This is a genomic window from Janthinobacterium sp. 1L-D-8-B-C4, assembly GCF_057291295.1.
Window position 1 is genome coordinate 15520 of the sequence record NZ_JBXAVX010000023.1, and the last position, 20488, is coordinate 36007.

Annotated in this window: 14 protein-coding genes; 2 read left to right on the forward strand and 12 right to left on the reverse strand. The window is 63.4% G+C overall.

The window, feature by feature from the left end:
- Window positions 1-69: 69 nt before the first annotated feature.
- The 6 genes from AC0Z42_RS28060 to AC0Z42_RS28085 form a co-directional block, all read right to left on the reverse strand.
- On the reverse strand, window positions 70-2022 hold the full coding sequence (locus AC0Z42_RS28060; protein WP_485471353.1) for a prolyl oligopeptidase family serine peptidase: 1953 nt from the start codon (window positions 2020-2022) through the stop codon (window positions 70-72).
- 70 nt (window positions 2023-2092) lie between these two features.
- Window positions 2093-3565 carry an amino acid permease gene (locus tag AC0Z42_RS28065; protein ID WP_485471354.1) on the reverse strand — a complete coding sequence of 491 codons (1473 nt, stop codon included), beginning with the start codon at window positions 3563-3565 and terminating at the stop codon, window positions 2093-2095.
- A 231-nt stretch (window positions 3566-3796) separates the two neighbouring features.
- On the reverse strand, window positions 3797-5230 hold the full coding sequence (locus AC0Z42_RS28070) for an amino acid permease (protein ID WP_485471355.1): 1434 nt from the start codon (window positions 5228-5230) through the stop codon (window positions 3797-3799).
- A 72-nt stretch (window positions 5231-5302) separates the two neighbouring features.
- Complete coding sequence (locus tag AC0Z42_RS28075; RefSeq protein WP_485471356.1) at window positions 5303-5764, reverse strand: RidA family protein; 462 nt, start codon at window positions 5762-5764, stop codon at window positions 5303-5305.
- Between the two features lie 131 nt (window positions 5765-5895).
- A complete protein-coding gene (locus AC0Z42_RS28080) occupies window positions 5896-7494 on the reverse strand; it encodes an ATP-binding cassette domain-containing protein (RefSeq protein WP_485471357.1) in 1599 nt (532 codons plus the stop codon).
- A 173-nt stretch (window positions 7495-7667) separates the two neighbouring features.
- Window positions 7668-8705 (reverse strand): zinc-dependent alcohol dehydrogenase family protein, encoded by a 1038-nt coding sequence (locus AC0Z42_RS28085; protein ID WP_485471358.1) that lies wholly within the window; start codon window positions 8703-8705, stop codon window positions 7668-7670.
- Between the two features lie 128 nt (window positions 8706-8833).
- Here AC0Z42_RS28085 and AC0Z42_RS28090 point away from each other — a divergent pair, with 128 nt between their 5' ends.
- Window positions 8834-9751: a LysR family transcriptional regulator gene (locus AC0Z42_RS28090; RefSeq protein ID WP_485471359.1), complete on the forward strand. Its 918-nt coding sequence runs from the start codon at window positions 8834-8836 to the stop codon at window positions 9749-9751.
- A gap of 59 nt (window positions 9752-9810) precedes the next feature.
- Here AC0Z42_RS28090 and AC0Z42_RS28095 read toward each other — a convergent pair whose 3' ends face one another.
- Window positions 9811-10914 (reverse strand): NADH:flavin oxidoreductase/NADH oxidase, encoded by a 1104-nt coding sequence (locus tag AC0Z42_RS28095; RefSeq protein ID WP_485471360.1) that lies wholly within the window; start codon window positions 10912-10914, stop codon window positions 9811-9813.
- A 157-nt stretch (window positions 10915-11071) separates the two neighbouring features.
- Between AC0Z42_RS28095 and AC0Z42_RS28100 the strand changes: the two genes are divergently transcribed.
- Entirely contained in the window at window positions 11072-11617 is a 546-nt protein-coding gene (locus AC0Z42_RS28100) for a glycine zipper 2TM domain-containing protein (RefSeq protein WP_485471361.1), read from the forward strand.
- Window positions 11618-11624: 7 nt separating this feature from the next.
- On the opposite strand, the gene AC0Z42_RS28105 is transcribed toward AC0Z42_RS28100, so the two are convergent.
- From AC0Z42_RS28105 to astB, 5 genes are all read right to left on the reverse strand, one after another.
- Window positions 11625-12134, reverse strand: coding sequence for a DUF1993 domain-containing protein (locus tag AC0Z42_RS28105; RefSeq protein ID WP_485471362.1), 510 nt, complete (start codon window positions 12132-12134; stop codon window positions 11625-11627).
- A gap of 73 nt (window positions 12135-12207) precedes the next feature.
- Entirely contained in the window at window positions 12208-13164 is a 957-nt protein-coding gene (locus AC0Z42_RS28110) for a DUF2167 domain-containing protein (protein WP_485471363.1), read from the reverse strand.
- Window positions 13165-13315: 151 nt separating this feature from the next.
- Window positions 13316-14332: a succinylglutamate desuccinylase gene (locus tag AC0Z42_RS28115; RefSeq protein WP_485471364.1), complete on the reverse strand. Its 1017-nt coding sequence runs from the start codon at window positions 14330-14332 to the stop codon at window positions 13316-13318.
- Window positions 14332-19029: an NAD-glutamate dehydrogenase domain-containing protein gene (locus AC0Z42_RS28120; RefSeq protein WP_485471365.1), complete on the reverse strand. Its 4698-nt coding sequence runs from the start codon at window positions 19027-19029 to the stop codon at window positions 14332-14334. Before AC0Z42_RS28120 ends, AC0Z42_RS28115 begins: the two co-directional genes overlap by 1 nt.
- Before the next feature lie 121 nt (window positions 19030-19150).
- Entirely contained in the window at window positions 19151-20488 is a 1338-nt protein-coding gene (gene astB, locus AC0Z42_RS28125) for an N-succinylarginine dihydrolase (RefSeq protein WP_485471366.1), read from the reverse strand.

Sequence of the window (20488 nt, forward strand, 5' to 3'; positions counted from 1 at the left end):
TCGCGTAATCCGACACCCACCACAGACGCCAACAATGTTGTCGGATTACGGCCTGCGGCCTAATCCGACCTACTTGAGGTAGCGCTCAAACCACGCCAGCGTGCGCTGGCGCAGGTCCTGCTGGTGCTCGGGCTTGCGGAAGGAATGGCCTTCGCCGTCATAGATGAACAGGCTGGACGGTACGCCCATGGCGCGCAGGCCGTGCCAGAATTCCAGCGACTGGGCGGCCGGGGTTTCCACGTCGCGCTCGCCGACATAGATCAGGGTCGGGGTAGTTGCCGCCTTGATGGTCGAGATCGGCGACGCCTTGCGGTACACCTCGGGGTCGTCATACGCGGAGGCGCCGAAGAACGGGATCATCCACTGATTGATGCCGTTCTGGCCGTAGTAGCTGATCCAGTTCGACACGCCGGCGCCGGCCACGGCCGCCTTGAAGCGCGTGCTGTGGGTCACGCCCCACATGGTCATGAAGCCGCCGTAGGAGTGGCCCGTCAAGCCCAGGCGCTGGCCATCGACGGGGGCGATTTTTTCCACCGCGTCGATGCCGGCCAGGATATCGCGCCAGTCGCCGCCGCCAAAGTCGCGCATATTGGCGCGCGTAAATGCCTGGCCCTGGCCAAAGCTGCCGCGCGGATTGGGAAAGAAAACAAAATAGCCTTTTTCCGTCAGTTCGCGCACCTGCGCACTGGCCAGTTCGCCCGGCCCCACATAGCGCGGCGAGGCGGCCGCGCCAGGACCACCGTGGACCACCACGATCATCGGATGCCGCTTGTCCGCCTCGGCCTTCAACGGTCCCAGCAGCCAGCCCTGCACCTGGTAGCCTTCATTGGTCCAGCCGACGTTTTGCACGCTCAGCTGCGGTGCCAGGCTGTCATTGTCCTGCGTGATCTTTTTCAGCGCGTTCAAGGGCCCCGCCACCAGCTGCGACGCATGCGTAAAGTCTTCCTGCGCGGCAGCGGCTTGCGTGCCATCGGCACTGAACGACAGGCGGCCGTCGGAGCCGCCGCTGCTGATCTCACCAAGCAGTTGCGGTGCAGCCGGCCCGGTTTGCGGATCGAGTTTCACCAGCGCCAGCTGCGAGCCGACCAGTGCCGTGGCCAGCAAGCCATTGCCGCGCCAGACGACGCCATTGAAGGTGCCGCGATAGTCCGGTGTCAGGTTGTGCGGCGTGCCGCCGGCCAGCGGCACGGTATAGATATCGCCGCCGATCGAGCCGAAGTCGCTCATCAGGCCGCCAACGAACACCACCGTCTTGCCGTCTGGCGACACCGATGGCAGGTTCAGCTGCATGGCCGGCGCGGCAATCTCGCGCAGCGCGCCGCTGGCCGCATCGACATGACTCAGTTTGGCCACCCACCAGTTGCTGTCGCCATTGCCCTGCGCGCTGGTGGCCACAAAACCGTGGCCGTCCGGAGTCCAGTTGTATTCGTACACATAAGTGTCGGCCGGTGAAACCAGGCGCAGCTCGCCACCCTTGGCGGCCACCACGCCGATGCGCTGGGCGTCATCTTCGCTGCCCACTTCGCCCACCTGGCGCGCGCCCGCTTCCACCGCGCCGGCCAGCTTGCGCGCACCGACTGTCGCCAGCAAGGCAAGCTGCCTGCCATCGGGCGACCAGCGCGCCGTGCTGGCCACGCCCTTCAAGCTCAACAATTCTTTTGTCTGGGACTGGCCCAGGGTGGCGCGAAACAGACTGGCCTTGCCCGCCTTGGCGTCGTAGCCGACAAAGGCCAGCTGCGTGCCGTCGGGCGACCAGCTGGGCTTGTCGTAGGAACATACGGCGCAGGGATCGAACTGCTGCACGATGGCGCCGCTATTCGCATCGCGCACGACCAACACGCCGTGCGGACGCTTTGCCTGGCCGCCCGTGTCGCTGGACTCGATGGCAACGACGCGCTGGCCGTTGCCGGACAGGGCCACGGCGCGGTAGTCGCGAATCGTCTGGGGAGCGGCGGCCTGCGCGTCAGCGGCAAACAGGGCGCCGGCGAGGACGCCAACGCTGGCAATATCAGTTATTTTCATCGTGTAATTTCCAGTTATAAATGAAAAAAACCGCCGGCAAGCGCGGCGGTTTTGCATGATCACATTACGCTCAGGCGCCCTTCTTGCCCAGGTGCGAGTGGCGTATGCTGTACAGGAAATAGATCGCGACCGTGATCGCCATCCATACGCTGAAAACAACAAAGGTGGTATGCGGCAAGTCGCGCATGATGTACAGGCAGGCACATACGCTCAGGCCAGGTATCACATACGGGCCGAACGGCACGCTGAAGCCTTCGATGCGGTTGGCGCCCTGCTTGTGGCGCAGCACCGGCACGGCAATCGACACCACCATGAAAGCCGTCAGGGTGCCGATGCTGACCATGTCCCACAGATAGGTTGCATCGACCGAGCCGGCGACCAGCGCCACCACCAGGCAGACGATCAGGGTATTGCTGACCGGCACCAGGGTGCGCGGATGGATCTTCTGGAACGATTTCGGAATCAAACCGTCGCGGCTGATGGCGAACAGGATGCGCGTCTGGCCGTAGATCGTGACCAAGGTCACGCTGAACACGGAGATGACGGCGCCGGCCGACAGCACCAGCGCCGGCCAGGCGTGGCCGGTGACGTTTTGCAGGATCACCGCCAGGCCCGCTTCCTGGCCTTCGAACAACTTGGCCTGCTGCGCGCCGAGAGCCGCCACGGCCACCAGCAGATAAAACACGGTGACGATCAACAGCGCGCCAAGGATGCCGCGCGGCACATTGCGCGTAGGATCTTTTACTTCATCGCCGGCGGTGGCCACCGTATCCAAGCCGATAAACGAGAAAAACACCGTGCCGGCGGCGGCGGTCACGCCCGTCATGCCGGCAAAGCCCTTGCTGTTGTCGGTATTGAAGAAGGGGAAGAAGTTGTCGGCGTTAAAGCCGGAAAACGCCACGACGATAAAGAACACCAAAATGGCCAGCTTGATCAGCACCATGATGGCGTTCATCAGGGCCGATTCCTTGGCGCCGCGCAGCAGCATGAAGCAGCACATGCAAATCAGGAAGATGGGCGGCAGGTTGATATGGCCGGCGTGAAACTCCATGCCGTTCGGCCCGGAGACGATCATGGGGGACCGCAGCATTTCCGGGATATGCCAGCCAAACGCATTTTGCAGGAAGTTGTTCAGGTAGGACGACCAGCCGATCGCCACCGCGCTGCCCGCCAGGCCATATTCAAGCAGCAGGCAGGCGGCCATGATAAAGGCCAGGAATTCGCCGACCGTGGCGTAGGCAAACGAGTAGGACGAGCCCGAGGCGGGAATGCGGAACGACAATTCCGCATAGCACAGGGCCGTCAGGCCGGCCGTGACGGCGGCGATCAGGAAAGACAGGATGACGGACGGGCCGGCCTTGGGCACGGCTTCGACCATGGTAAAGAAAATGCCTGTGCCGATGGTGGCGCCGACACCGATCATGGTCAGGGAAAACAGGCCGATGGAACGGCTCAAGCCGCTGCTGCTGAGGCCTTCACCAGCGCCGCTCGTGGTATCGATCGGTTTGGTGCGGCAAAGTTTCTGGACCAGGGTTTGGCTCACTAGCAATCCTTTTAGGAGGCGGGTCATGACGACTGAAAACGCATGAAAATGGTGCACCGGCCCTGCCTGGCAAAAACCCGGAAACAATACAGTCCATTTTCAAAACTAAGCGATTATAGGGCTTTCACCGGCCCAGCCAAACAGATCTTTGATGCAAGGAAACAACGTCGCGGCCAATAAAAAGCGCGCCGCTGCAATCGCAGGGCGCGCCGGTATCGGCAGCAGCTGAACTTATTTCCTGTCTGGCAGCTTGGTGTCCGCCGGCGGCCAGCCCGCCTCATAACCTTGCGGCACTTCCTCGCCACGCTCTTTCGGCGCCAGGCCCAGCACGTAGTACAGCACGGTCAGCAAAATCAGCCAGGCCGGGCCGATCACCAGCGCGATGCGGGTATCGGGAAAATACGCCATCAGGCCGATCACCAGCGCCAGGAAAGCCAGCGAAATCCACGAACCGTACGGCGCGAACGGCATGCGGAACGCCAGGTTTTTGATTTCCAGCGGGCTCAAGGTCTTGCGGAACTGCAGTTGCGTCACCAGGATGATGCCCCAGGTCCAGACGGCGCCAAAGGTGGAGATCGAGGTAACCCAGATAAACACTTTTTCCGGCACCAGGTAGTTCAGCAGCACGCCGATCAGCAGCGCCAGCACCGACACCATGATGGCGCGGCGCGGCACGCCGCTGGCCGTGGTTTCGGCAAACGCCTTCGGCGCCTGGCCTTGCAGCGCCAGGTTGTACAGCATGCGCCCGGTGCTGAAGATGCCGCCGTTGCACGACGACAGGGCAGCCGTCAGCACCACGAAGTTGATGATGCCGGCGGCCGTCCTGATGCCCAGGCGCTCGAAGGTCATCACGAACGGGCTGCCGGTGGTGCCGATTTCATTCCACGGGTAGATCGACAGGATCACGAACAGCGCGCCGACATAAAAGATCAGGATGCGCCAGAACACGGAATTGATGGCGTCGGGGATCGATTTTTTCGGGTTCGCCGCTTCGCCGGCCGTCAGGCCGATCATTTCCACGCCCAGGTAGGCAAACATCACCATCTGCAGCGACATCAGCACGCCCTGCGCGCCATTCGGGAAAAAGCCGCCGTGCGTCCACAGGTTGGAAATGCCGATCGCCACGCCGTCGTTGCCCAGGCCAAAGATGATCATGCCGGCGCCGCCGACGATCATCAAAATGATGGTGACGACCTTGATCAGCGCAAACCAGAATTCAAATTCGCCATAGGCTTTCACGGCCAGCAGGTTGACCGCTCCCATGGAACCGAGGGCAGCCAGCGCCCAGATCCAGCGCGGCACGTCGGGAAACCAGATGCCCATGTAGATGGCGACGGCGGTAATTTCTGCCACGCAGGTGACCAGCCACAAGAACCAGTAATTCCAGCCCGTCAGGTAGCCTTGCAGGGGCCCCAGGTAATCCTGGGCATAGCGGCTGAAGGAGCCGGCGACGGGATTATGCACCGCCATTTCACCGAGCGCGCGCATGATCATGAAGATCACCGCGCCGCCGATAATATACGACAGCATGATGCCGGGACCGGCCATGCGGATCGCATTGCCCGAACCCAGGAACAGCCCCACGCCAATCGCGGCGCCCAGCGCCATCAGGCGTATCTGTCGCTCACCCAGGCCACGGTGCAAGCCTTGCGCATTCGATTTCATTACTTGTCTCCGTTATTTTTTTATGACGCGCCGGCGGGCCGGCGCGCATTTGCCACTTTTAACTTTGCTGCTTTACTCGGCCAACTCTGCGATCAATTCGATCTCGACGCAAGCGCCGAGCGGAATTTGTGCCACGCCAAACGCGGAACGCGCATGCTTGCCGCTGTCGCCAAACACTTCCACAAACAGTTCCGAGGCGCCATTGGTAACCAGGTGCTGCTCGGTAAAGTCAGGCGTGGAATTGACCAGGCTCATCACCTTGACGATACGCTTGACCTTGTTCAGGTCGCCGCCGCAGGCATCCTGCAAGGTGGCGATCAGTTCGATGGCGATGCCGCGCGCGGCCAGCTTGCCCTCTTCCGTGGTGGTGTCCTTGCCCAGCTGGCCAACCCAGACCTTGCCGTCCTTCTTGGCCAAGTGGCCGGACAGGAACACGGTATTGCCGGTGCGCGCATGCATCACATAGGCGGCGGCTGGCGCGGCAACGGTCGGCAATTCGATATTGAGGGTTTTCAGTTTTTCGTAAAACGACATGCTATTTCTCCAATAGAACAAAGAGTGGAATATAACTGTGACAACAATTCCAGATTAAACCCCATCATAGGGGGGAATGCCCAGTTTAAGTTCACAAATAGGCGTGGTTATTCAGTGGATTATACCGACTATCACCAATTTTCCGCCTTGACGGCCAGGTGCAGGCCGGGTTCGTCCAGGCGCAATTGCTGCAGGAAGGCCTGGTCATGCGAGACCACCAGCAAGGCGCCCTGGTACTGCGCCAGCATCCGCTCCAGGGCCTGCAAGCTGGCCAGGTCCAGGTGATTGTCGGGCTCGTCGAGCAGCAGCATTTGCGGCGGTATTTGCGCATACAGTTCGGCCGCCAGCGCCACCTTCATGCGCTCGCCGCCGCTCAGCAGGCCGCTGGCCATGGTGGCGCGTGCGCCGGCAATCCCCAGCAGCGCCAGCCGCGTGCGCAACTCTCCCTCGGCCATGCTGGCATTGCGCGCCTGCAAGCGCTGCACCGCGCTCAGTTCGCCTTCCAGCCCACCCGCATGCTGGTCCAGCCAGGCCAGGCGGCCATGGCAGATGGCTTCGCCGCTGCGCGGGGCCAGCAGGCCGGCGATCACGCGCAGCAGGGTCGACTTGCCGCTGCCATTGTCGCCCATCACCGCCAGCCGGCGTGGCCCGGACAGCACCAGATCAATCGGCTGTGCCTGGCCATGCGGCAAGACCAGCCCGCGCAATTCCAGCATCAGCTTGCCATTCGGTACGCTGCCGGCCGGCACCAGCAGCAGCCGTTCGGCATCAAGCGCGCAGCGTTCGCTCGCCTCGCGCACGCGCTGCCGACGTTCGGCCTGGGCCGCCTGCGCGCGCAGGTGCAGCTTGCCCTGGCTGTCCTGGCTGCTCTCCTTGCGGGCATCAAGCAGCAACTTGCTTTGATTGGCGTGGCGGCCGTCGCGTTCGCCGCGCGCCACATGGCGCTGCTGGCGTTCGGCCAGTGCCTGCGCCGCGCGCTGCGCGCGTTTTTCACCGGCTTTTTCGGCCTGCAGGGCGTTGGCAAAACCGGTCTGTTCCAAAGCGCGTTGCTCGGCGTAAAACGCGTAGTTGCCGCCATAGCTGCGCAAGCCCTGGGGCGACAGCTCGACAATTTCATCGACCTGCGCCAGCAGGCCGCGGTCATGGCTGAGCAGCAGCAAGCCGCGCGGCCAACGCCGGACCTGCTGCACCAGCCGGGCGCGCCGGGTCGCGTCCAGGTGATTGCTCGGCTCGTCGAGAATCAGCCAGTCGGCCTGCGACAGCCAGGCGCCGGCCAGCGCGATCCGCTGGCGCTCGCCACCGCTCAGCGATACCGTCAGCGTATCGGGGCGCAACTGGCCCAGGCCGATCTCGTCGAGCGCCTGCTGCAGCCGCGCCGGCGCATCCCAGGCGTCGCCGACCAGCGCATAGTCCGCCTCATTGATGGAACCGTTAGCGATGCGCTCCAGCGCACCCAGCACGCCATCGATGCCAGCCAGCGCAGCGACTGTGGGAAAGAGGCCGGGATCGAGTTCCTGCGCCACGTAATGGATACCGCCATCGCAGCGCACGGCGCCGCTGGCGGGCAGCATCTGGTTGGCCAGCAGCCGCGCCAGCACGCTCTTGCCCACGCCATTGGCGCCGACCAGGCCGACGCGGTGCGGCGCGAAGGCAAATTGCAGATTATGGAATAGGCTGGTGCCGTCAGGCAAAGTGAAAGAAAGACGATCGAGTTGCAGTAATGCAGGCATGCGGATACTCCTTGTACAAGGCTGGCGAACTCGCGCGGTGGCGGGATGGGCTGGGCCGTGCACAAGCACGGCAGTATCAATGGCGCATGTCGTATCGTCCTGGAGAAATTGGATGCAGAAGCACGAGTCTAGCAGAGGATGGCGGCGTTTGCAGCACGACATCCTGTGACTGACTAGCGCTGGCCCCGGGTAGCGCCATCATCGGCAACTTTGATGACGACTTTGCCGAAGGGGCCACGTGCCAGGTGCTCAAAAGCTTGCAGCGCCTCGTCAAACGCATAGACCTTGTCGATGACGGGTTTGATGCCGTGCTGCTCCAGGAAGGGATTCATGCGGTCAAACGAGGTGCGTGGCGCCACGGCAATGCCGCGAATGGTGGTTTGACGGAAGATCACCGGCATCAGTTGCAACTGCGTCATCTGGCCGGTCAGGAAACCGACCTGTGCAATGACGCCGGCCGCCTTGGTCGCCAGCACTGATTTGTTCAGGCCTTCTCCGCCGGCGACGTCGATCGTGATGTCCACGCCTTTGCCATCGGTCAGCCTCAGGACTTCTTTCTCCCAGTCGGGATGCGTGCGGTAATTGACACCGTCGCTCACACCAAGCGCCTTGACTTTTTCCAGGTTGGCGTCGCTGCTCGATGTGGCGATGACGTGGACGCCGTGCGCAGCGGCAATCTGCGCCGCAAAGATCGACACGCCGCCGGTGCCTTGCACCAGTACGGTCTGCCCCGGCTGCAAGTTGCCAACGTCCATCAGCGCATACCATGCCGTCAGCGCGGCGATCGGCAGGGTCGATGCCTCCTCGTCAGTCAGGCCCTCGGGCGCCCTCACGGCGCTGTCCTCGTGAATGATCATGAATTCGGCCAGGCCGCCAGGCAGCGGCATGCCGAAGCAATAGGCTGGCTCGTCCGGGCCGGGTTCGCCATCGATCCAGCGCGAATACAAGTGGGAATTGACACGCTCGCCAACCTTGAAGCGCGTCACGCCCTCACCCACGGCGACCACGGTACCGGCTGCGTCCGATACAGGTATCAGATTTTTCGGCACCAGATGTGGCTCATAGAATCCATCGACGATGGCCTTGTCACGAAAGTTCAGCGACACTGCGCCGACCTTGACCAGCAGTTCGCCGGGCAGTGGAACCGGGGTTGGCACTTCTCCCAGTTGCAGATTGTTCAAACCAAAATCTTTCAGCAGCCATGCTTGCATATTGTTCTCCAAGTAAAGTGAACCGGAATGCGGCTCAACGAAGAGCAGTCTAATTACTTCCCATGCATTCAGTAAGTAGCTAAAATTCTTCAGTTTCCATCCTTAGATTCCAGAATAGGGCATACACCATGGAAGATCGCTTTGCAGGCATACGGGAGTTTGTCCTGGCCATCGACAAGGGCAGCCTGACGGCAGCGGCAGCGCAGCTCGGTTTGACGGGATCGGCCGTGGGCAAGAATATTTCCCGGCTTGAGTCCAGGCTGGGCGTGCAGCTGCTCCATCGCACTACCCGCAGGATTGCCCTCACCAACGAGGGCGAGGCGTACCTGCTGAGCTGCCGGCGTATCCTGGAAGAGCTGGACCAGACAGAGTCATTTCTCGCCACCGGCCACCAGGAGCCGATCGGGCGCGTGCGCATTGACCTGCCGACCACATTCGGCCGGCGGCACATCGTTCCACCTTTGCTGGCACTGGCCTCGCGTCATGAACGCCTCGATTTGTCGTTTACCTTGCGCGACCAGGCGGTTGACATGGTCAGTGAAGGCATCGACATGGCCGTGCGCATCGGCACGCTTGGCGATTACCCCGACCTGGTCGCCCGCCGTCTTGGCGAACAGCACATGGTGATCTGCGCCTCACCCGCCTACCTCGCACGCAAGGGCACCCCTGAAAACCATGCCGACCTGTTGCGGCATGACTGCATGGCGGGATGGCGCCGCACTGCCAGGCCTGCCTGGCTGCTGAGGAATGCCAGCGGCGTGATCACGCCACACGAGATCCCCGTACGGCATGAGCTGCCTGACGGCGATGCGTTGCTGGGCGCATGTCTTGGTGGACACGGACTGGCGCAACTTCCCAAGTGGCTGGCGGCTGAGGCCCTGCGCACAGGCGAGCTGGTGCAGATACTTCCGGCCATTTCCGGCGGCTCGATGCCTATCCATGTCCTGTGGCAAAAGACCTGGCATCTGCAAACCAAAGTCAGGGTTGCCGTCGATATGCTGGTACAGCTGGCGCAAGCGCAGCCCGAGGTATTCGATGCGCGGTAGCATGGCAAGCATGGCGGGAGCTTGGCCGGCAGGCAATCCGCCGCGCCCATCCATGCCTCTTATTTTGTCGTCTCGCCAAACAGGTTTTTATACTCGCGCGGCTGTGAACGCCAGTACTGCGGCGGCGCCTGTACCTGGGCGCCGAGCTTGGCCGCAGCATGCCAGGGCCAGCGCGGATCGAACAGCATGGCGCGCGCCAGCGCCACCATGTCGGACTGGCCGCTGGCGATAATGTCTTCGGCCTGCTGCGCTTCCGTGATCAGGCCCACGCTGATGGTCGGCATGCCGGTTTCCGCCTTGATGCGCTCGGCAAAGCCCACCTGGTAGCCGGGGCTGAGCGGAATTTGCTGCAGTGGCGAGACGCCGCCGCTCGACACGTGAATGAAGTCGGCACCGAGGCGCTTGAGTGCGTGCGCAAGCTGCACGCTTTGTTCGATCTCCCAGCCGCCCTCGACCCAGTCGGTGGCGGAGATGCGCATGCCGACCGCCACGCTGGCGGGCACGGCCGCACGCACGGCTTCATGGACTTCCAGCGGAAAGCGCATGCGGTTTTCCAGGCTGCCACCATACGCATCGGTGCGCTGGTTGGCCAGCGGCGACAAAAATTGATGCAGCAGATAACCATGTGCGCCATGCAGTTCGATGCCTTCGATGCCGAGCGCATGGACCCGTTTGGCGGCGGCGACAAACGCAGCCTTCACCTGCAGCAAGCCGGCATCATCGAGCGCGATCGGCACGGTTTCGCCGGGCGCATGGGCCAGCGCCGACGGCGCCACCGTCTGCCAGCCGCCTTCCGACACATGCACGCAGTTGCCGCCCTGCCACGGCGCGCGGCTCGACGCCTTGCGGCCCGCGTGGCCGAGCTGCACGATCAGCGGCATGCGCGAATGGCGGCGTATCGCCTGCACCACCTTGCCCAGCGCTTGCTGATTGTCATCCGACCACAGGCCCAGGTCATCGGCTGAAATGCGCCCTTCCGGCGAGACCGCCGTCGCCTCCGTCATCAAGACGCCAGCACCCGACAGCGCCAGATGGCCCAGGTGGATCATGTGCCAGTCGGTGGCATTGCCGTTCTCGGCCGAGTACTGGCACATGGGGGCGATGGCGATGCGGTTGACCAGGGACAAAGGTCCCAGCTGATAGGGCGTGAATAAGTGGCTCATGGGTGACTCCGGCTTGGTGAAGCACTGATTTTACTGCGACGGGAAAATTTCCGGATTACACCTGCTTACGTTTGATACAGCGCAAGGTCTATCCTGGCGCGCGATGCGCCGTTACTCTGGACACATCAGCAACACCAACCAGTTCCAGGAGACCAGCATGAACAACACCGCCACCACCACTAGCGCACGCATCCACCCCTTGATGGCCGGCGCCGCCATTTCCGCCACGGTTTTGTGCCTGGTCGGCGCGGCATCGATTGCCGGCATCCTGCCCAATTCACGCGCCATGAATACGCCAGCGCCTGCCGTCGCAACGGACCTGGCGGCAAACAATCTGGTGGCGCCGCAGGCACTGGTACCGGTAGCCGCGCCAGTCGTCGCACCCGCACCTGTGGTTGCGCAAGCCGCGCCAGCGCCAGCACCGGTGGTGCATAAACGCGTGGTCCATCGTGTGGCGCAAGCGCGCCCTGCCAGCCGTGACGACGACTACGCCTACCGCGAACCGGTACGCCAGCAGCAGCCGGCGCCAGCCCCTGCGCAACCGAACTACGTGGGCATCGGCACCGGTGCCGTGATCGGTGGCCTGATCGGCAACCAGGTCGGTGGCGGCCGTGGCAAGGCGCTGGCAACGGTGGCCGGCGTGATCGGCGGCGGCTTCCTCGGCAATGCGGTGCAGAACCAGGTGCAGCAGCCGCAGCGCTAAGCGCTAATCAATCATACGGGCCGAGATAGTCGAGCTTGCCGATGGCCACGCCGTTGTTGCGCAGGATGGCGTGGACCATCGAAATATGGAAGTAGAAATTTGGCAGGGCAAAGCTGAGCAGGTAATCATCACCATTGAAGCACTTGCCCTCGTCGGTCCAGTTCAGCACCACTTCGCGCTGCGCGCTGCCCGCCATCTGGCCGGCGTTCACGCCGTCCACATAGGTAATCGTATCGGCGATACGCTGCTGCAGTTGTTCGAACGACGTTTCATTGTCCTCGAAGCGCGGCGCCGGTATGGTACTGAGGCGCTCGACCGACATTTTCGCCGTATCGCTGACGCGCTGTACTTGCGCCGTCAGGTTCAGCATGTCGGGCGCCAGCTGCGCACCGAGTAAAATTTCCGGCACGATACCACCCTGCTCGACATGGGCCTGCGCTTTTTCCAGCAGGCCAGAGACGACGCGCAAGCCGCGCACGAAAACTGGCACGGTGGCCTGGTACATGGATACGGACATTGTTCACTCCTCTGGGTTGGCGATAAGCGAGTGTAGCCGAGGCCAGCCGAACCCGTGCGCACGCAGCTACGGGCTACTTGTCCAGATTGACCTTGCCGTCTGCTGCATGCAGTGGCTGGTGTTCCGGCAGCGTGACAGGCGGCGCTTGCTTGCGCCTGCCCGTGAAAAATTTCCAGATCGCCGTCGCACCGCCAAACAGCACTACCAGCAGTACTTTTTTGAAGGCCAGCAGCAGCGCAATCAGCTTGCCGAACAGGCCCAGTTTGCTCGCCACGCCGCCGGCCACCAGCGCCGCCAGGCCATATTCGGCCACCTTGTCGGTCTTGCTGTCGAAGTCGGCATAGCGATTGCCCGGCGTAAAATCGGTGAAAGCCGTCACCTGCCGCATCTCTTTCTTGATGGCCTCGATCTGGCCCATGCTGGCGATCGCATTCAGGTTCAGCACGCCTTCGCGGCCCAGTACGCGCACATTGTAGTTCAGCGAATGCTCGCCGCCATCGGCCATCAGGTCCTTGGCCCAGTACAATTTATGCGTATCCTTGGCATAGCTCGGTTTTTCCGCCCAGCCCATCAGATGGATGCCGGGATAGCCCTGCTCCTTGCGCTCCTTGTTGCCTTCCAATACGGACGCCTGCATGTCTTTCAGCAGCTCGTCGTACTTGATGCTGTCCGCATCGTCGTCCTTGATATGGCCTTCCTTTTCATACGTCACGATCACGCCCCAACTGTCGCGCTCGAGTACGCTGGTGGCCGCCGGCACAATCATGCCCAGCGACTCGAAACCCGGTGGATTGCCCCAGGCATCGACCAGCACGCGCTCGGCGTCGGCCGGCGACAGATAGCGGAAATTGGCGGGCAAGTCGAGGGTGGCGATACCGCCTGGCAGGGTGATCTTGCCGCGCTGGAATTTCAGCTGGGCGAGAAACTGTTCCTCGGTCATTTCCGGCGCGGCCGGCTTGTCTGCGGCATGGGCGCTGGCCATCAGGCCGGCAAGGGAAAGGCACAATACGGCCAGCAAATGTTTCAACATGGGGTATCCAGTCAATCACAATGGGAAGACAGTTATTTTAAATGAAATAATTGCTCGATGGATAATTATTGCCGTGCGGAATCAAACAATGAAAAATGGCGCCAGGCAGGAAACCCCGCGCTGGCGCCATAGCCTTGTGCGTCACTAAAAATCAGGCCACGCGCACCACCATCAGCCCGGCGCGCAGGCCCACGCGCACATCGGGATTCGGGAACACCACCAGCTCTTCCGCATGCCGCACCGTGTAGACCGTTTCGCCATCGCTGGCGATCACGGCATGCTGCGGCAGGGACGTGAAATTGCGGGTGCTGCGGTCAAACGCCATGCGAAATTCTTCGCTGTGCTTGATGATTTCCTGCGCCACCTTGAACACATGCGGCGCCGCCTTGACAGGCCGGGCCGGCAAGCCGCGCAGCAAGCCGTCCAGCGCCTGCGACACGTCGTCGAACGGACTCAAGTCATTCTGCCCCAGCATGCCCACGCGGCCCAGTTCCACCGTGCTGGCGGCCGCGCCACAATGCTCGGCCGAGTAATAGCTGTAGGTGCCGGCCGATTGCGGATTCATGACGATGGCGCCAATTGCCGCCTGGCCCAGCCAGTCGATCAAGACTGCCTTGGCGCCCTCTTCCACCAGGTCCGGCACGATGGCAAAGGTCGGGTAGACGGATGGACGGATGGCGGTATGCAGGTCCAGGTGCCAGCGCCCTGGCCCCGCATCGCCGAAGAACGCGCTGGTCGCCGCAATCATCTGGTCGGCGCGCGCGCTTTCCGCCGCTTGCGCCAGGCTACCGCGCACGGGACGGAACATGCGATTGAGGTCGGCGTCGATAAAGCGCTTGCCGGCGCGGATCGCATCGACATTGCCGACACACACCAGCAGGTCGACCGCCAGCGCATGCGCGTCACGAGACAAGGCGTCGAGCAGGTGCGCCAGGACCTCGATCGGCCCCGTTTCGTCGCCATGCACGCCAACCGACAGCACCACGCTGGTGCGCTGCGCATCTGGCTGGCGAGACTTCACCTGCAGCATGCCGGGCGCTGGCAGCGCCACGGCAAAACCGGCATCGGCGAACAGTTGCGCCACCGCGCCGAAGTCCGCTTGCGCCAGCGCCTGCACCGCCGGCGGCAAGGGGCTTGCCGCTGTCGCCGTGATTGCGTCGGCAGTCATTACGCGGCCACTTCCGCCGGTACACCCTTGTTGACGGTCTCGGACAAGGTCCACACATCGAGCATGGCCTGCTCCAGTTCCGTCGCCACCACATACGCCGACAGGCCCAGCGCGCTGGTCACCGCATCGACCGCATTGCCGTCACCTTGCTCGGCGCGCGCCAGCACCTGTGTCAGCAAACGCTGTTGCGTGCGGCGCAGGGCTTGCTGCGCATAGCTGCGCAACTGTTCCTGCGACTTGCCTTGCGCCGCCAGTTTCAGGCCGCGCTCGAGCGTATCGATGCCGGCCTGGCTGCGCAGGGCCAGGCCCACTTGCAGGAACGCCGCCAGGTCCATCGCCGCAGGGCGCGGCACCGACAGGGCCGGGAACAGGAAACCTGCCACCACGTCCAGCGCATCGACCGCATCCCAGGCTTGTACAAAGGCCGGCGTCAAGCCCGGTACCAGCGCCGCTTCCGACTTGATGCCAACGGCTTTCAGCAGGTCGCGCTTCGACTGCGCACCAAAGAGGCCGGTCAGCTCGGCCAGGCCGGCGCCGCGCAGTTGCTCGCCGGGCACCGACAGCACGCCGGCAATCATGGTTTTTTGCAGCGCGCGCGTTTGCGCATCGACCTTGATCGACACCTCGCGTGGAATCGTCAAGGCGTCCGCATCGAGCGCGTCGAACACCGGCGCCAGGTTCAAAGCTACCCAGGCCTGGCCCCAGGCCAGGATTACGGTCGACTCATCCACGTTGTACTCGGACGCCAGTTCGCGCAGCATCAGCGGGCCACAACGGTTGACCACTTCATTGGCCAGCACGGTGGCCAGGATGGCGTTGGCCAGCGGGTGGTCAAGCGCCGAACGCGTTTCCACCAGCAGCGCCGGGAAATACGGTTTCAGGACCGGCTCGGCCCAGCTTTCCTCAATCAATGGCAAGGTCGCCAGGATGCGCTTGTAGCGGTTTTTCACGTTGGCGATCACCACCGCCAGTTCCGGCGTGGTGAGGCCACGGCCATCCTGCTTGCGGCGCGCCAGTTCGGCCACCGCCGGCAGCTGCTCCAGGTCGCGCGACAGGGCGCCCTCTTCTTCCAGGCTGGCGATCAGGGCTGCATAGCCGTCCTGCACCGCGCCTTCGCTTTGCGCCTGCAGTTCGCGCACCAGCAAATGCGTCTGCTGCGTGTTGTCGCGCAAAACCAGGCGTTCGACATCGTCCGTCATCGCATACAGCTCGCGGTTGCGGTCTTCTTCGGAGAGTTTACCGGCGTTGACTTCGACGTCGAGCCAGATCTTCACGTTCACTTCATGGTCCGAGCAATCGACGCCGGCCGAATTGTCGATCGCATCGGTAAAGATGCGGCCACCGGCCAGCGCGAATTCGATGCGGCCGGCCTGGGTCGCACCCAGATTGCCGCCCTCGGCCACCACTTTCACGCGCAGCTCGTTGCCGTTGACGCGGATATGGTCATTGGCGCGGTCCTTGACCTGCGCATGGGTTTCGTTTGATGCCTTGATATAGGTGCCGATGCCGCCGTTGTAGAACAGGTCCACCGGTGCTTTCAGGATGCGGTGCATCAGCTCTTCCGGCGGCAACGAGGTCTCCGCAATATCGAGCGCGGCGCGGATCTGCGGCGACAATTCGATAGAGCGCGCGCTGCGTGGATACACGCCACCGCCTTCGGAGATCAGTTCCTTGTTGTAGTCTTCCCACGACGAGCGCGGCAAGGCGAACATGCGGGCGCGTTCTTCAAACGAGACGGCGACGTCCGGTGCCGGGTCGAGGAAGATATGGCGATGGTCGAACGCGGCCACCAGTTTCAGCTGGCGCGACAGCAGCACGCCGTTGCCGAATACGTCGCCCGACATGTCGCCCACGCCGACCATGGTGATCGGGGTGGTATTCATGTCGTGGTCCATTTCATAGAAATGACGTTTCACGGCTTCGAAGGCACCCTTGGCGGTAATGCCCAGTTTTTTATGGTCATAGCCGTTCGAGCCGCCCGAGGCAAACGCGTCGCCAAGCCAGAAGCCGCGTTGCACCGCGATGCCGTTGGCGATGTCGGAGAACGTCGCCGTGCCCTTGTCGGCGGCCACCACCAGGTAAGGGTCGGCTTCATCGTAGCAGACGGTGTCCTGTGGCGGCACGATATTGCCCAGCGAGCGGTTGTCGGTCACTTCCAGCAGGCTGGCAATGAACAGGCGGTAAACGGCTTCGCCTTCGGCCGCGATGGTTTCGCGCACGGCATCCTTCGGCATCTGCTTGCAGACAAAACCGCCCTTGGCGCCGGCCGGTACGATGACGGCGTTTTTCACCATCTGCGCTTTCACCAGGCCCAACACTTCGGTGCGGTAGTCTTCCATGCGGTCGGACCAGCGCAGGCCGCCACGGGCGACCGGGCCGCCGCGCAGGTGCACGCCTTCAAAGCGGCGCGAGAACACAAAGATTTCACGGTACGGGCGCGGCTCCGGCACCAGCGCCAGGCTGCTGGTGTCGAACTTGAAGATGATCTTGTCGCCGGCCTGGTTGTTCTGGAAATAGCTGGTGCGCAGGGTGGCGGCCATCAGGTCGGCCAGCGCGGCCAGGATTTCCTCGGTATCGGCATGGTTGACCGATGCCAGGCCGGCCTTGATGCCGGCCATCGTTTCCAGCGCGGCGGCATGCTGTGCATCGGACAGCGATGGATCGAAGCGCTGCAGGAAAGCGTCGACCAGGGCTTTCACCAGCGCTGGCTGGCGGCGCAGGCTTTCGGCGATATAGCGCACCGAAAAACTGCTGCCGGCCTGGCGCCAGTAGCTGGTGTAGGCGCGCACCAGTTGCACTTCGCGCGCCGACAGGCCGCCTTCGATCACCAGGCCATTCAAGCGGCCGTCTTCGACGGTATCGTTGAACAGCGCGGCGAACAGTTCTTCCGCCACATGCGCTACCTGCGGCTGCGCCAGCTTGGCGGCACTGGCCGCATCGACCGTCAGGCTGGTGACGAAGTAGCGCGTGCCCTCGGGCGAGAAGATCGAATAGGCCTGCTCGCGGTCGATCGCCACGCCGGCGTTATGCAGCGCCGGCAAAATGGTCGACAGCGACGGCACGCGGTTGGCTGAATACAGGCGGATGGTGGTAACGGGACCGAACTCGATGCGCACCGCCACGTTGGCCGCATCGGCATTGCGCAAGATGGTATCGAGATCGCGGTAGGCGACGGCCGGCGCGGTGGCGGCCACGTAATCGAGCGGCAAGGTGGCGCACAACTTGCGCAGGCTGGCCCGCAAGGCGACGTCGGGCACGGCGTCGGCAACGGCGGCAAAGCTGTTATGCCAGCCATCGAGCACGCCCAGCAGCGGCTGCTCGATATCGGTTTCCAGGTCGAGTGGATAACGCGCCGCATGGGCAATCAGGTAGACGCGCGCCAGCGGGCCGTCGGCCACCAGGGTCTGCATGCTGACATGGGTGGCGCCGGAACTGGTTTTCAGGGCTTTTGCCAGGGCGCTGGCGACGCTGGCGCTGTAGCGCTCGCGCGGCAGATACACCAGCACGTTCAGGTGGCGCGCATACACGTCGCGGCGTGCGAAGACCTTGGTGCGCGGCTGCTTGTACAGCGAGACGACGGCGCCGCACACCTGCACCAGCCAGTCGAGGTCCGCTTCCAGCGCTTCGGTGCGCGGCAGGGATTCGAGGATTTCGCGGAATTTCTCGGCGCGGAAGCCTTGCTGGCGCACGCCGGCCAGGCTCAGTACCTTGGCCACGCGGCCGCGCGCAAACGGCAGCGCTGCCAGCGGGGTGGAGTTGCCGGCGCGCGTAAACAGGCCGACGAAACAGTGCTCGCCGAGGATCGCGCCTTGCGCGTCGGTGTCGCGCACGCCGATGAAATCGAGCTGCTGGTCGCGGTGCAAGGTACCGGCCACGTCGGCCTTGACGATCGACAGGTTCGATTCGCGCTTGGCCAGGGTGTCGAAGTCGCCGGGAATATTGGCCAGGCTGGTGTCGTAGATGGGATGTGTCGTGTCCTGCAGCACGCCGATGCGGCTGGCCAGGTCGCGTTCCAGTTCGCGCACGCCGGGCTTGACGCGGTAATAGCCATAACCGAACACTTCAAAGCCGCCGCTGCGCGCCCACTCCAGGAAGGCGGCCACTTCCGGCCCTTCCTCGCCCTGGGTCGATGCTGCCACCGCCGACAAGCGCTCGTCCATGGCGGCGCTGTCGCGGCGCACCACGGCGGCGTCGCGCGCCACCAGTTCGATCGCGGCCACCAGCGCGCCTTGCGCATCCGGCGTCAGCTCTTCGTCCAGCAGCACCAGCACATAGGACTCGAGCGGGTCGCCTGGCTGGCGCACCGCTTCCACGCTGCCATCGAGGGCGCGGCGCACCGGCAAGACGGTATTCATCACGCCGCGCACGGCCAGGTGCTGGCGGCGCATGGCCATCACGATGGAGTCGACCAAATAGGGCATGTCCTGGTTCAGGATCAGCAAGGCGCTCGCCATGCCGCCACGGCCATCGGCGTAGCGCAGGGTGGCGATCTGGCAGCCGTCGCCGTTGCGCGTGGCAGCTTGCGTGAAGCCGTCGACCAGCACCGGCGCCAGGCTATCGGGCGCGATATCGGCCAGGTCTTCGGCGTCGAGCGAGTCCAGCCAGGCTTGTACCAGTTCGGTAACGGGCCCGCTGGCCGCGCTGGCCTGCACCAGTTGCAGCGTTTGCGTGCGCAGATCTTGTGGCGTTTGGTTCATCTTGCATCTCCATGTCGGTAGTGTGTGTGCAGCGCGGCCAATGCTCGCTTGTGGCTGGCCGGCCGTGCTGGTCAAGGGCGGGGTTGGCCCGTCCAATTCTGTTATCGGGTACTGCGCCTGGCTATTCGTACAACCCAGGCAAGTTGAGGATGATCGTCAATTCTTCAAGCGCGGCATGCACTTCCAGGGCCAGCTGCGGGTCCGCCAGGTCGGACGGTTCAAGATGGTCGCGGTAGTGCTTTTCCACCCAGGCCACCAGCCTATGGTACAGCGCTTCGGTCATGATCACACCCTGATGCATGGCGCGCGCCTCCCGTTCGCTCAAGGCGACGCGCAAACGCAGGCAGGCGGGCCCGCCGCCGTTGCGCATGCTCTGGCGCAGATCGAAATGAATCAGCTCGTCGATCGGGCCGCCGCCGGCCACCAGGCCTTCAAGATAGCGCGACACCGCCTTGTTTTCCTGGCACTCCTGCGGGATCACCAGCGCCATCTTGCCGTCTTCTTTCGTCAACAGCTGGCTGTTGAACAGATAGCTGGTCACGGCGTCCTGGATCGGCACCTGCCCCGTATCGACCCGCAGCGCGGTGAGCTGCGCACCGGCATCGAGCAAAGTGCGGCGCAGCTGCGACAGGCTGGCCTCTTCGTCGGCAAACGCCTGCTCGTGGTAGAACAGCACATTGCCGTTGCCGACCGCGATCACGTCATTGTGGAACACACCCTGGTCGATCACATCCGGATTTTGCTGCACGTAGACCGTGCGTTTCGCGTCCAGGCCGTGCAGGCGCGCCACCGCTTGCGACGCTTCCAGGGTCTGGCGCGCCGGATAGCGTTTCGGCGATGGGGCCGGAGGATCGAACTCGACCCGGCCATACACGAACAATTCGACCGACGGCGCGCCGTGCGAGGCGCCCAAACGCGTATGGTTGGCCGCGCCTTCGTCGCCAAATGCCGGCGTCGACGGCAGTGCATCATGCACCGCAAAGTGCTTGTCGTCGCTGAAAATCGCGCGCAGGCTGCGTGCCGACTGACCATGCTCGAAGGCCCGGTGCAGCTTGTTGTTCAGGTTGGCGGCGGTGAAATGCACGCGCCCGTCCGCGGTGTCGGCCGACGGGCTGACGGTGGCGGCATTGGCGGTCCACATGGGCGAAGCGGAATAGGCGCAGGCCAGGATCACCGGCGACTCTTTGTACGCGCGCGCCAGCACCTCGGCGTCGCTGCCGGTGAAGCCGATGGAGCGCAGCAGGCGGAAATTGGGCCGGTCCTGCGGCGGCAGCAGGGCTTGCGCAAAACCGCGCGCGGCCAGCGCCCGCATCTTGGCCAGGCCCTGCAAGGCGGCCTGCTTCGGATTCGAAGCGCTTTTCACATTGCTGAACGAGGCCACGTTGCCGAACGACAGGCCGGCGTAGTTGTGCGATGGGCCCACCAGGCCGTCAAAATTGTATTCGCGCGTGCCGTGCAT